At 64.8% G+C, this 13,402-nt stretch carries 10 protein-coding genes and 1 tRNA gene; 9 read left to right on the forward strand and 2 right to left on the reverse strand.

Going from position 1 to position 13,402, the window contains the following annotated elements:
- The first annotated feature begins 39 nt into the window (after window positions 1–39).
- The 6 genes from lexA to AC13GI_RS02280 all read left to right on the forward strand — a co-directional run bounded on the left by lexA (window position 40) and on the right by AC13GI_RS02280 (window position 5,793).
- Window positions 40–675 (forward strand): transcriptional repressor LexA, encoded by a 636-nt coding sequence (lexA, locus tag AC13GI_RS02255; RefSeq protein ID WP_025878920.1) that lies wholly within the window; start codon window positions 40–42, stop codon window positions 673–675.
- A gap of 201 nt (window positions 676–876) precedes the next feature.
- A complete protein-coding gene (recA, locus tag AC13GI_RS02260; RefSeq protein WP_025878921.1) occupies window positions 877–1,914 on the forward strand; it encodes a recombinase RecA in 1,038 nt (345 codons plus the stop codon).
- A gap of 109 nt (window positions 1,915–2,023) precedes the next feature.
- A complete protein-coding gene (gene recX, locus AC13GI_RS02265) occupies window positions 2,024–2,515 on the forward strand; it encodes a recombination regulator RecX (RefSeq protein ID WP_099820106.1) in 492 nt (163 codons plus the stop codon).
- A gap of 105 nt (window positions 2,516–2,620) precedes the next feature.
- Window positions 2,621–5,269: an alanine--tRNA ligase gene (gene alaS / locus AC13GI_RS02270; RefSeq protein ID WP_482995361.1), complete on the forward strand. Its 2,649-nt coding sequence runs from the start codon at window positions 2,621–2,623 to the stop codon at window positions 5,267–5,269.
- A gap of 149 nt (window positions 5,270–5,418) precedes the next feature.
- Complete coding sequence (gene csrA, locus AC13GI_RS02275; protein WP_025878924.1) at window positions 5,419–5,622, forward strand: carbon storage regulator CsrA; 204 nt, start codon at window positions 5,419–5,421, stop codon at window positions 5,620–5,622.
- 78 nt (window positions 5,623–5,700) lie between these two features.
- Window positions 5,701–5,793, forward strand: a tRNA-Ser gene (locus AC13GI_RS02280).
- Window positions 5,794–5,850: 57 nt separating this feature from the next.
- Here AC13GI_RS02280 and AC13GI_RS02285 read toward each other — a convergent pair.
- On the reverse strand, window positions 5,851–8,181 hold the full coding sequence (locus tag AC13GI_RS02285) for a TonB-dependent receptor domain-containing protein (protein ID WP_482995362.1): 2,331 nt from the start codon (window positions 8,179–8,181) through the stop codon (window positions 5,851–5,853).
- A gap of 177 nt (window positions 8,182–8,358) precedes the next feature.
- Between AC13GI_RS02285 and AC13GI_RS02290 the strand changes: the two genes are divergently transcribed.
- Window positions 8,359–8,841: a LuxR family transcriptional regulator gene (locus AC13GI_RS02290; protein ID WP_099820109.1), complete on the forward strand. Its 483-nt coding sequence runs from the start codon at window positions 8,359–8,361 to the stop codon at window positions 8,839–8,841.
- A gap of 57 nt (window positions 8,842–8,898) precedes the next feature.
- Here AC13GI_RS02290 and aceE read toward each other — a convergent pair whose 3' ends face one another.
- Window positions 8,899–11,571, reverse strand: coding sequence for a pyruvate dehydrogenase (acetyl-transferring), homodimeric type (aceE, locus tag AC13GI_RS02295; protein WP_482995363.1), 2,673 nt, complete (start codon window positions 11,569–11,571; stop codon window positions 8,899–8,901).
- Window positions 11,572–11,842: 271 nt separating this feature from the next.
- Here aceE and AC13GI_RS02300 point away from each other — a divergent pair, with 271 nt between their 5' ends.
- Together AC13GI_RS02300 and AC13GI_RS02305 are read left to right on the forward strand one after the other, a co-directional pair.
- A complete protein-coding gene (locus tag AC13GI_RS02300) occupies window positions 11,843–12,358 on the forward strand; it encodes an RNA polymerase sigma factor (RefSeq protein ID WP_482995364.1) in 516 nt (171 codons plus the stop codon).
- Window positions 12,355–13,392: a FecR family protein gene (locus AC13GI_RS02305; protein ID WP_482995365.1), complete on the forward strand. Its 1,038-nt coding sequence runs from the start codon at window positions 12,355–12,357 to the stop codon at window positions 13,390–13,392. The genes AC13GI_RS02300 and AC13GI_RS02305 overlap by 4 nt, the downstream gene beginning before the upstream one ends.
- The last annotated feature ends 10 nt before the right edge of the window (window positions 13,393–13,402 follow it).

Raw genomic sequence — 13,402 nt, forward strand, 5'->3', positions numbered from 1 at the left:
CACTTGCAGTCCCGGATGTTAGTAGTAATACTACTAACCATGGACCTGACCGACACCCAGCAGGCGATCCTGCAGTTGATCGCCGAGCGTATCGAGAGCGAAGGCGCACCGCCGTCGCAGACTGAAATCGCACGTGCCTTCGGCTTCAAGGGGGTGCGAGCAGCGCAGTACCACCTGGAGGCGCTGGAGCAGGCCGGGGCGATCCGTCGTGTACCGGGCCAGGCCCGCGGCATCCGCCTGGTGCAGGCGCCACCGGTGGAAAAGCTCGCCGAGCCGGGCCTGCCCGACAGTGTCCTGCGGCTGCCGATCCTGGGTCGGGTCGCGGCGGGTCTGCCGATCGGCGCCGACATCGGCTCGGATGATTTCGTGGTCCTGGACCGGGTGTTCTTCTCGCCGGCGCCGGACTACCTGCTGAAAGTGCAGGGCGATTCAATGATCGACGAAGGCATCTTCGATGGCGACCTGATCGGCGTGCACCGCACCCGCGACGCCCATTCCGGGCAGATCGTGGTGGCGCGCATCGATGACGAGATCACCGTCAAGCTGTTGAAGATCGCCAAGGACCGGATCCGCCTGTTGCCCCGCAATCCCGACTACAAGCCGATTGACGTGCTTCCGGACCAGGATTTCTCGATCGAGGGCCTGTACTGCGGGCTGCTGCGACCGAACCGTTGACGATTCACCCTGCATTTCCCGCGGTCTTTTGTGGCGATTCTCTGGTTCTGCTGAGGTTGGTACGGATGTCCGATAATTTTTTTCCGAACGCCGGGCAGAATCTCAGCCTGTGCGATACGCCAGCCTTAAAGTGAACCCATGGCCAAGAAGACTTCCAAAGACAGCACCTCCAACGACGTGACCTCTGCAAGGACCAATCCGATGGACGAGAACAAGAAGCGCGCCCTCGCTGCAGCTCTGGGCCAGATCGAAAAGCAGTTCGGCAAGGGCTCGGTGATGCGCATGGGCGACCGTGTGGTCGAGCCTGTCGAGGCGATTCCGACCGGTTCTCTGATGCTGGATATCGCATTGGGCATTGGTGGTCTGCCCAAGGGCCGCGTGGTGGAAATCTACGGACCGGAATCCTCCGGCAAGACCACCTTGACCCTGCAGGCCATCGCCGAGTGCCAGAAGCTGGGTGGTACGGCGGCCTTCATCGATGCCGAGCATGCGCTGGACCCGATCTACGCTGGCAAGCTGGGCGTCAACGTCGACGATCTGCTGCTGTCGCAGCCGGATACCGGTGAGCAGGCGCTTGAAATCGCCGACATGCTGGTCCGCTCCGGCTCGGTGGACATCCTGGTGGTCGACTCGGTCGCCGCGTTGACCCCGAAGGCCGAAATCGAAGGCGAGATGGGCGACCAGCTGCCGGGCCTGCAGGCTCGCCTGATGAGCCAGGCGCTGCGCAAGCTGACCGGCAACATCAAGCGTTCCAACACGCTGGTGGTGTTCATCAACCAGCTGCGCATGAAGATCGGTGTGATGATGCCGGGCCAGAGCCCGGAAGTGACCACCGGCGGCAACGCGCTGAAGTTCTATGCCTCGGTGCGCCTGGACATCCGCCGTATCGGTGCGATCAAGAAGGGCGACGAGATCATCGGCAACCAGACCAAGATCAAGGTCGTCAAGAACAAGCTGGCGCCGCCATTCAAGCAGGTCATCACCGAGATCCTGTACGGCGAAGGCATCAGCCGCGAAGGCGAACTGATCGATATGGGCGTGGAGGCCAAGCTGGTCGAGAAGGCCGGTGCCTGGTACAGCTACGGCGAAGAGCGCATCGGCCAGGGCAAGGACAACGCCCGTGGCTATCTGCGCGACAACCCGCAGGTTGCCGCCAAGCTCGAGGCCGAGCTGCGCGAAAAGTTCCAGCCGACCGAAGCCGTCCGTGAGGAAGGCGAAGACGAAGGCGACGACGAGTAAGACTTGCTGTGGGGCAGGGCGGCGCCGTCAGTGACGTCGCCCTGTCCTGCAGATTCGGTTTCCCCGACGGGGGACGCGCCAGGGACGGCGCATTTGATTGAAGGCGAGCATGAACGATTCCGACGCCCCGGAACCCGGCCGCAAGCGCCGCGTACGCGAACAGACGCCCGTCCAGCGTGCCCTGGGGTTGCTGGTGCGGCGTGAGCATTCGCGCAAGGAATTGACCCGCAAGCTGACCTCCCGGGGTATCGAGGGCGAGGCGGCGCAGGCCGCGGTCGACAAGCTGACCGAGGCTGGTTGGCAGGACGACACCCGGTTTGCCGAGAATCTGGTGCGCATGCGCGCCAATACCGGCTACGGCCCCATCCATGTGCGTGCCGAACTGGGCACCCATGGACTGGACAGCGAGCAGATCGCTGCCGCCATGGAGACCTTTGAAGGCGACTGGACGGAGAACGCCCGGGATCTGGTCCGTCGCCGCTTCGGTGAGGCTGGCCCGCAGGACCTGGCGCAGCGTCGCAAGGCCGCCGATCTGCTGGCTCGCCGGGGCTTTGATGGCGACAGCATCCGCCGTGCGACCCGTTACGATCCGGACGACTGAGACTGATGGCGCCGGGCCTGATACCCTTTGGGGTTTCGGCGGTCCGTTCGACCCTGGCCACTGCGGCCGGCGGCACGGGCCCCGGCCCGCAGACTGCCAGCCCCCATGAACGCATCCGCCAAATTCACGACATCCCAGATCCGCAGCGACTTCCTTGAGTTCTTCAAGGGCAAAGGCCACACCATCGTGCCGTCGGCGCCGCTGGTGCCGGGCAACGATCCGACCCTGCTGTTCACCAACTCCGGCATGGTGCAGTTCAAGGACGTGTTCCTGGGCGCGGAAAAGCGCAGCTACGTGCGCGCGGCCGACGTCCAGCGCTGCCTGCGTGCCGGTGGCAAGCACAACGATCTCGACCAGGTGGGCTACACCGCCCGCCATCACACCTTCTTCGAAATGCTGGGCAACTGGTCCTTCGGCGATTACTTCAAGAAGGATGCGATCGCCTGGGCCTGGGAGCTGCTGACCCAGGTCTGGAAGCTGCCGGCCGAGCGCCTGCTGGTCACGGTCTACCAGACCGACGACGAGGCCTACGCGCTGTGGCGCGACATGATCGGCATTCCGGAAGAACGTATCGTTCGCATCGGCGACAACAAGGGTGCGCCGTTCGCCTCGGACAACTTCTGGCAGATGGCCGATACCGGTCCGTGCGGTCCCTGCACCGAGGTCTTCTACGACCATGGTGACCATATCGCCGGTGGCCCGCCGGGCTCGCCGGACGAAGATGGCGACCGTTTCATCGAGATCTGGAACTTGGTCTTCATGCAGTTCGATCGCCAGCAGGACGGCACGCTGATGCCGCTGCCGGCGCCGTGCGTGGATACCGGCATGGGCCTGGAACGCCTGGCCGCGATCCTGCAGCACGTGCATACCAACTACGAGATCGACCTGTTCCAGGCGCTGATCCGCAAGGCATCGGAGCTGACCGGCACCGCCGATCTGGAAAACAAGTCGCTGCGGGTGATCGCCGACCACATCCGCGCCTGTTCGTTCCTGATCGTCGATGGCGTGCTGCCGTCCAACGAAGGCCGCGGCTATGTGCTGCGCCGGATCATCCGCCGCGCGCTGCGACATGGCTGGATGCTGGGCGTGCGCCAGCCGTTCTTCAGCAAGCTGGTGCCGACCCTGGTCGAGCAGATGGGCGAGGCCTATCCGGAACTGCCGGCGCAGGCCGATACCGTCGTGCGCGCACTGCAGGCCGAAGAAGAGCGTTTCGCCGAAACCCTCGATTCGGGCATGAAGATCTTCGACGACGTTGCGGCCAAGGTCAGCAATGGCGTGATCCCGGGCGTGGACGCGTTCCGCCTGTACGACACCTACGGCTTCCCGCTCGACCTGACCCAGGACATCGCCCGCGAGCGTGACCTGACCGTGGACATCGACGGCTTCAACGCCGCGATGGAGACGCAGCGCGAGACCGCGCGTGCGGCCGGCAAGTTCGGCGGTGGCGTGACGCTGTCGGCCGATCTGGTCGCCACGCTCAAGCCCACCGTCTTCCTCGGCTATGACCGCCTGCAGGCCGATGGCCTCAACGTGGTCGCGATCCTCAAGGATGGCCGCCCGGTGGACGCTGCCCAGGCCGGTGACGAGGTCATCGTGCTGACCAGCCAGACCCCGTTCTACGCCGAGTCCGGCGGCCAGGTCGGTGACACCGGCACCTTGTCCGCTGCCGGCGTGCAGATGCAGGTGAGCGACACCCAGAAGTTCGCGGGCCAGTTCCATGGCCACGTCGGCAAGCTCACCCAGGGCAGCCTGAAGATCGGTGATGTGCTGTCCGGCCAGGTCGATGGCGAGCGCCGTGGCGCCACCATCCTCAACCACTCGGCCACCCACCTGCTGCATGCTGCCCTGCGCGAAGTGCTGGGCACCCACGTGCAGCAGAAGGGCTCGCTGGTGGCGCCGGACCGCCTGCGCTTCGACTTCTCGCATTTCCAGCCGATCAGCGCCGAGGAACTGGCGATCATCGAGCGCAAGGTCAACCAGCAGGTGCGCGCCAACAATGCCGCCGAAGTGCACAACATGGGCATGCAGGAAGCGCTGGACTTCGGCGCGATGGCCCTGTTCGGCGAGAAGTACGGCGAGAACGTGCGCGTGCTGAAGATGGGTGACTACTCCACCGAGCTGTGTGGTGGTACCCACGTCAACCGGACCGGTGACATCGGTCTGTTCAAGATCACCTCCGAGGGCGGCGTATCGGCCGGCGTGCGTCGTATCGAGGCCGTCACCGGCCAGGGCGCGCTGGACTACGTGGATGCCGAGGAGGCGCGCCTGGCCGAGGCCGCGGAACTGCTGGGTGGCAGCGCTGCCGACGTGGTCGAAAAGATCCGTGCGCTGGGCCTGCGCCAGAAGCAGCTGGAGCGCGAGCTGGAGGCCGTGAAGGCCAAGGTCGCTGCCGGCGCCACGGCGGATCTGTCCGGCCAGGCCGTCGAGGTCGCCGGCGTGAAGGTCCTCGCTGTCCGCCTGGAAGGCTTCGATGCCAAGGCCCTGCGCGATGCCATGGACCGCCTGAAGCAGCAGCTGGGCAACGCGGTGATCGTGCTGGCCGGTGCCCAGGACGGCAAGGCAGCCCTGGTCGCGGGCGTGAACGGCAGTGCAATGGGCAAGGTCAAGGCCGGGGAACTGTTGTCCCATATCGCCGGTCAGATCGGGGGCAAGGGCGGCGGACGCCCGGACCTCGCCCAGGGTGGTGGCGAGGACGGGCCCGCCCTTGCCACCGCGCTGGCTGCGGTCGTCGAATGGGTCAGCCCCCGCCTGTGATGAACCCCTGCCGTCCCCCCTCCTTGTAGGAGCGGGACGGCTGACGGTACCATTGCGAATCTTTTCCCTTTGTCGTGGGCGCGCTTCTTGACGGAGCGTCAAGCCGGTGGGGGATACCCTTCCACACGGTTCCATGGAGACTTAAAAAAATGTTGATCCTGACTCGCCGCGTCGGCGAAACCCTGATGATCGGTGACTCGGTGAGCGTCACCGTGCTTGGCGTCAAGGGTAACCAGGTGCGTATCGGCATCACTGCGCCGAAGGACGTCGCTGTGCATCGCGAAGAGATCTACCAGCGCATCCAGCGTGGTGACGAAGCCGGCAGCACCGGTGGTGAAAATTCTGCGGAATAAGGCTTTACCTTCGCGCGTGATTAACGTTATGATTCACGCCCCGCTGAGGTGCAACGCACCAGACGCGGAGAAAACCCCGGAGCGATGCCCGAGCGGCTGAAGGGGCTCCCCTGCTAAGGGAGTATAGGGTCAAAAGCTCTATCGAGGGTTCGAATCCCTCTCGCTCCGCCAGATACAAAGAAGCGCCTGCAGATCCTCGATCTGCAGGCGTTTTTCTTTTCCGGTCCCTTAAAGCCTTACGGTCACGCCGACCTGGAACCCGCGACCGGGCAGCGGTGCGATGTACTTCAACGGCGAGTTGTGTGGGCGGGCGTCGTCATCCAGAAGGTTGCTGCCGTTGACGAACACCTCCATCCCCGCGATGTAAGCATTGCGCACCGGTAGTTCGCGGCTGACCTGCAGATCGACCAGGTTGAATGCATCCAGCGGAATCTCTTCGCTGACGTTGCGGCCCAGGTACTTCTGCTTGTCGTAATAGGTGCTGGAGACTTGTAGCTTCCAGCTGTCGCGCTGCCATTGCAGGGTGGCGCCATAGCGGTTGGTCGGCATGTTCGGCAGGTACTCGCCGTCGTTGTGCGCGCGCAGCGTGTCCGGGCGATCGGCCTGGTTCCTGACCAGGTCGGCGAAGGCGGACAGATTCAATGTTCCGTAGCCGCCAAGGTCGAGCGCCTGCGAGGCATCGATCTCGAATCCCTTCACCGTGGTGTCGGTCTGCTTCCAGTACTTCAGTGGCAGGCGGTTGGCCATCTGCATGCCGGAGTGGCCCTGGTAGAGGTAGTTGTCGTACTTCATCCGGTAGGCGGTGGCTGACAGCGCGAAGCCGCCAAGGTGGAACAGTCCGGTCAGCTCCAGGTTCTTCGCGCGTTCCGGCTGCAGGTTCTGGTTGCCTTCTTCCTGGGTCATCACCGAATAGTGCGCGTTGCTGGCATACAGCTCGTTGATCTCCGGTGCGCGCTGCGAAGACGAATAGCGCACCTTGGCGGCGAACAGCGGGCCGAGTTCGACATACGAACCCAGGCTGTAACTGTTGAGGCGATAGGAGCGGTCCTGCAGCGTGGTGTTGGCAGCATTGCGCGAGGTCTTGAAGCGGCTGGGCTGCAGGTCATGGTCCACGCGTTCATGGCGGACACCGGCATCGAAGGAAACCCAGCCGACGTCGAGGGTTTCCTTCAGGAATACGGCGTTGCTGCGCGTTTCCACATCAGGCAGGTAGCGCAGCGTGCCGCTGCCGGTGACGTCGCGCGCCTGATGGCTCAGACCGAGCACGCCGCTGAGCGGCCCGACGGGTTGATGTGCCAGCAGCAGTTCGGCCTGGGTGCTCTGGAAGTCGTAGTCGTTGGCCCTGGTCGAGCCCAGGCGCTCGCCCGAGGTGTTGTCCAGATTTGAAACCCGCAGTTCGGCACGTTCGACGTACGGCAGTGGGTCCCGCAGCAATGCTTCCAGGGCGTAGCGCTGCTGCTTGATCACCACGCCCACCGGCAGGCCGTCGGCAGGGTTCGCGCCGAAGGACAGGTTCTGCATCGAGAAGCCCGGCACACCGTATTCGCTGTCCTTGGCATCGATGCTGACGCCGACGTAACCGCGATCGAAGAACCAGGTCGAGCCGAGTGCCACCTGCGAACTGCGTGAGTAGCTGTTGCCCAGCCGATGGTGGTAATCGGGGGTCACATCGTTGTTGATCTGTTTCTGTACGTAAGAAGGCGTGCCGGCGACATAGGCCGGATTGACCGGATTGATGTAGGTGCGGCGCTGCCAGACCGAGGTCGGACTGTTGGTGTAGAAGGAAAAATCACCATCGGCCCAATCGGGGTTCTCGGTCATGAACTGGTCGATGTAGGGTTGCGAGGCCTTGTTGTAGAGCTGCTGGACGCGCGCTTCCTTCTGGCAGCTGTCGGCCAGTGCCGAATTGACACCACCGGTGGCCGGGAACAGCCGGGTGTTGCAGACGCTGGCCTTGCTGTTGCCGGGAATGTCGTAGTACGAGATGCGTTGCCGCGAGACCTGCAGGTTCGTCGACACATTCCGCTGGTTGTTGAAGTTCATGCGGAAGCCCTGCGCATCGGCCGCGTTGAAACCTTTGCGCAGGACCAGTTCCATCGACTGGTCCTTGTCCTCCATCGTGCGCGAGATCAGACCGGAATCGACGTCGACGCTGCCGCCGATGGCGTTGCCGCCATAGCGGACGGTATCGGAGGATTTGTTGACGGTGACGCTGCGCACGAACAGCGGATCGAACGGAATGTTGATGTCGCCGCTGAAGGCGTTCATGCCGAGGATGGACTGGCCGTCCTCCAGGATCTGCACGCGGTTGCCGCTGAGGCTGCGGATGACCGGTGCGCCGGCGTTGGGCCCGAAGGCGCTGTTCTGCACGCCGGAGACATGTTCAAGCATGCCGCCGAGGGTGCGGTTCTGGGCCTGCGGGGTCTCGACGGTGACGATGCTGTCGATCCGGGAGGGCTTGCTTGCCTCGACCCGGACGGTGGGCAGGGTGGGGCCGTCGCTGGCATGGACGTTGTGGACGACGAACAGGATGGCTGCAGCAAGCAGGTGACGACGCATGACACACTCCGTGAAAAGAATGTGAAATGTTATAACGTAACTCTTCAGCGTCACAAGACGGAGGGTAGGGGGACATCGGCCAGCGCTTGCACGACCGGACGTTGGCGCGCAGCATCGGCTTTTGCGGGTACCCCACAACGCACCTGCAGCACCTTCCTCACTCGAACGGAGCCTCGCATGAAGCTGTTGTCCGCCGCGTTGCTGTCCGTGGCCCTGCTGCAGGCGATGCCTGCGCTGGCTGAAAGCTCGAAGTCCTCGCCGCTGCTGGGCCGCTGGTCGCTGGATATCGCCACGTCCGCGCTGCCTGAAGCACAGCGTCCGCAACGGGTCGTGCTGGAATTCAAGGATGCCGGCGCGGGCAGGTGGAGCTCGCACGTGGATATCGTCCTGCAGGATGGCAAGACGATGAAATCCGACGGTACGCTGGCGCTGGACGGCACGCCCGCGGCGCTGACCGGCAGCTACGGCGCCAACCAGGCGACGCTGAAACTGCCAGCGCCGAATACGCTGGTGATGCAGCTGGTCGATCACGGTGCGCCGGCGTCCACCCGTGTGTATACGGTGGCCGCTGACCGTTCAACGATGACCGAAACCAAGGCGTTCTTCGCTCATGACGGCACGCCGATCCTGCAGACCAACCTGTTCAAGCGGTTGCCGTAGCGGTGTAGTGCAGCGACACCCGCAGAGGCGCGCTCTGCGGATGCCGTTGCTGCGCTGTCATGCGGCGGCGGGATCGCGCTTGCCGGTATCGATCCCGTAGCGGTCGATTGCCTGCTGCAGCAGGTTCCGTTCGACATGTCCGTCGTCGGCCAGGGCCTTCAGTGCCGCCAGCACGATGAAGTAGCGATCGACCTCGAAGAACGTCCGCAGCGATTCGCGTGTATCCGAGCGACCAAAGCCATCGGTGCCGAGTGCGATGAAGCGACGATCGTTGATGAAGGGGCGGATCTGGTCGCCGACGATCTTCATGTAATCGGCCGCCACCACCACCGGGCCGGCATGGTCCTGCAGGCACTGCTGCACGTAGGGAACGCGCGGCTCGTCGGCCGGGTGCAGCAGATTCCAGCGCTCGACGGCCAGGCCGTCGCGGCGCAGTTCGGTCAGGCTGGTGGCGCTCCAGACATCGCTGCCGATACCGAAATCCTGCTGCAGAAGATCGGCGGCGGCCAGCACCTCGCGCAGGATCGAGCCACTGCCCATCAACTGCACGCGCGGCTGCGCAACCGTATCGATCGCGGCGCGGCGCAGCAGATAGAGGCCCTTCAGGATGCCGGCTTCGGCGCCGTCGGGCAGGGCCGGGTGCGGGTAGTTCTCGTTGAGCAGGGTGATGTAGTAGTAGATGTCTTCCTGCTCCACATACATGCGGCGCAGGCCGTCGTGGATGATCACCGCCAGCTCGAAATTGTAGGTCGGGTCATAGGACACGCAGCTGGGAATCACCGAAGACAGCACGTGGCTGTGGCCATCGTCGTGCTGCAGGCCTTCGCCCATCAGCGTGGTGCGGCCCGAGGTGGCGCCAAGCAGGAAGCCACGGGTGCGCGCGTCGGCCGCTGCCCAGGCCAGGTCGCCGACGCGCTGCAGGCCGAACATCGAATAGAAGATGTAGAACGGAATCGTGGCCAGGCCGTGGTTGGCGTACGCGGTACCGGCGGCGATCCACGAACAGATCGCGCCGGATTCGTTGATGCCTTCCTGCAGGATCTGGCCATCCTTGGCTTCCTTGTAATAGCTCAGCTGGCCAGCATCCTGCGGCGTGTACAACTGGCCGAGGTAAGAATGGATGCCGATCTGGCGGAACAGGCCTTCCATGCCGAAGGTGCGTGATTCATCGGGCACGATCGGGATCACCAGACTGCCCAGCTCGGGGTCCTTGAGCAGGGTGGAGAGGATGCGCACGAAGCCCATGGTGGTGGACTGGCCGCGATCACCACTGCCCTGCAGCTGGACGTTGAACGTGGACAGCGGCGGCAGCGGCAGCGGATCGACCTGTGCCAGTCGTGCCGGCAGCTGGCCACCCTGCGCCTGGCGACGCTGCGCGAAGTAGATCGCCTCCGGGCTGCCCGGTTGCGGGCGCAGGTACGGCATCTCTTCCAGTTGTTCATCGCTGATCGGCAGATCGAAACGGTCGCGGAAGGCGCGCACCGCATCGGCGCTCATCTTCTTCAACTGGTGATTGATGTTCTGGCCTTCGCCGGCCTCGCCCATGCCGAAGCCCTTCACCGTCTTGGCCAGCACCACGGTCGGCCGGCCGCTGGTGTTCACCGCCTGCTGGTAGGCGGCGTACACCTTCTGCGGGTCGTGGCCACCACGCGCCAGCGCCCAGATCTCGTCGTCGCTCATGTCCGCGACCAGCGCCAGCAGTTCCGGGTAGCGACCGAAGAAGTGTTCGCGCACATAGGCACCGTTCTGTGATTTGAACGTCTGGTAGTCGCCATCGACGCATTCCATCATGCGCTGGCGCAGCAGCCCGCTGTGATCGCGTGCCAGCAGCTCGTCCCAGCCACCGCCCCAGATCACCTTGATCACGTTCCAGCCGGCGGCACGGAAGGTGCCTTCCAGTTCCTGGATCACCTTGGCGTTGCCGCGCACTGGTCCGTCCAGGCGTTGCAGGTTGCAGTTGACCACGAACACCAGGTTGTCCAGTCGCTCGCGCCCGGCCAGCGAGATGGCCGCCAGCGATTCCGGCTGGTCCATTTCGCCATCACCGAGGAAGGCCCAGACCTTGCGGCCCTGGTGCTGCTTCAAGCCGCGGTATTCCAGGTAGCGCATAAAGCGCGCCTGGTAGGCGGCGGTCAGCGGACCCAGGCCCATCGATACGGTGGGAAACTGCCAGAACTCCGGCATCAATCGCGGGTGCGGGTACGAAGACAAGCCCTCGCGCCCAGCCTCTCGGCGGAAGTTGTCCATGCGCTCGGCACTGATGCGGCCTTCCACGAACGCACGGCCATAGATGCCCGGCGCGGAATGGCCCTGGATGTAGATCATGTCGCCGTCGAAGGTGTCGGTACGGCCACGGAAGAAGTGATCGAAGCCCACGTCATACATGACCGCTGCGGACTGGTAAGTGGCGATGTGGCCGCCGACGTTGGAATGCCTGCCGGCGCGCAACACCATCACCATGGCGTTCCAGCGGATCATCGCGTTCAACCGACGCTCGATGGCCAGGTCACCCGGGTAGGCGGGCTGGCGTTCGGGGGGAATCGTGTTGGTGTAGGCGGTCCACGCGCGGGTGTGCAGGTCGCCATGCTGCTGCACATCGAGTGCATCGAGCTGGTCCAGCAGATAGTGCGCGCGGGGGCGGCCGCCAGCCTCGATCACCGCGTGCAGGGACTCGCGCCATTCGCGGGTTTCCTGCGGATCGGTGTCGAGAGGGAAGTGTGCCTGGTTCATGCTGCGTCTCCAGAGAGCGCCGGCCGGCATCTGCGCGACACCGCCGGCAGGGCGACAGCTCTGGAGCGGAGTCGCGCCGGCAGGGCCGTGGCGCGGGGGCAGCCTTGGTGGCTGCCGGGGAGACAAGCGTAGGCGGCGCATGGGTTGGCCGGTAGACAGGTGAGGGTTGGGTCTGCGCGAACCTGCGCTTTGCCCTGCGGCGCTGCAATGCGGGTGTCATCGTCGGTGTGCACCCTGCTGGGTTTTCCAGCCTCGGGGTGGTTGGTCGGTTGTGAACAGCGTCAGGATCTGGGAGAAGAGCTACGCCCTGCGGCGCCGCCTGCTGCGTGGCTTCTTCCTTCGGCGTGGTTCACAGGCTGCCGATGCCGAGGATCTGGCGCAGGAGGTCTACCTGCGCCTGCTGCGCAGCACCGGCGAAGACGCCGCGGCGATCGAGAACACTGAAGCCTATCTGTTCGCGGTGGCAGCCAACCTGGCCCGTGAACAGGCACGCTCGCGCTCCGGCCTGCCGCAGATCGAGGACGTCGACCTGCTGGCCGAGGTACTCAGCAGCGAAGAGGACATCGAGGCTGATTTCGAGCGGGCGCAGCGCTGGAGCGGAATCCGTGGCGCCATCGCGCAACTGCCGCCCACGACGCGGCGGGTGATGGAGCTGCACTACCGCGAAGGACTGGATTGCCATCAGGTGGGGGCGCAGCTGGACGTGTCGGTGCACATGGTGCGCAAGCACATCGGCAAGGGGCTGGAAGCCTGCAGGAAGGCGCTGGGCGCCGGGAAGGACGGATGAACCAGCAGGAGCCTGCAGCGATGGATGACGAGGTGGCCGAACAGGCTGCGCACTGGTTCCTGTGCAACCGCGAGGGTGACCTGAGCGCTGCGCAGCGCGCCGGGTTCATGGCGTGGATGAAGGGCTCGCCCGAGCACGTGCGCGCGTACCTGCATGTCCTGCATCTGCACCGGCAGGTGGGCGCGGCGATGTCGGTGCACCCGCAGGAACAGGGAAGCAGGGAAGTGCTGCCGATGCTGCCGGCAACGGCGAAAGTGGTGCCCTTGTTTGCCGCGCCCGTGCCCGCGCCGCGCGCCGTGGTTGCAACACGAACGCGCCGGCCGCTCTGGAGGCGGGTGGCTGCGGTGGCGTGCGGACTGTTGCTGGTGGCCGGTCTGCTGCCGTGGCTGATGCCGCGCGAACAGATGCTGGTCGCCGGGCACGGGCAACTGCGTGAGGTGCTGCTGGCTGACCAGACGCAGGTGCGGCTGAATGCAGACAGCCGTCTGCGGGTGAAGATTGGCTGGTTCAGCCGCCGCGTCGAACTGCTGCAGGGCGAGGCCACATTTGATATCGCAGCGGATCGCCGGCCCTTCGAGGTACGGGTCGGTGATCTGCAGATCCGTGACATCGGCACCGTGTTCGATGTGTCGCGCCGGTTGCAGAGCACGCGCATCGGCGTGGTATCCGGCGAGGTGGAGGTCTGGACCGCCGGTGACGGGCAACGCCGGCTGGCGCAGCTGCCCGCCGGGCGGGTGGTGCAGGTCGATCATCTCAGCCATGCGGTGCAGCCGCTGGAAATACCGATGTCCATGCTGCTGGACTGGCAGCAGCGCCGGGTGTCGTTCCGTGATGAGCGCCTGGACGAGGTGGCTGCTGCGTTCAACCGGCACAACCAGGTGCAGGTACGGGTGACCGATGACGCGGCGCGGGCGGCGCGCCTGTCGGGCAGCCTGGAGGCGCACCGGGTCGCAGCGCTGCAGGCATTCCTGCAGCGGGACGCGCGCTTCGTCATCCGTCGCGAACAGGACACGGTATGGGTCTCCAGCCGCTGATCCTGATCTG

The organism is Stenotrophomonas sp. 82F1, assembly GCF_056861525.1.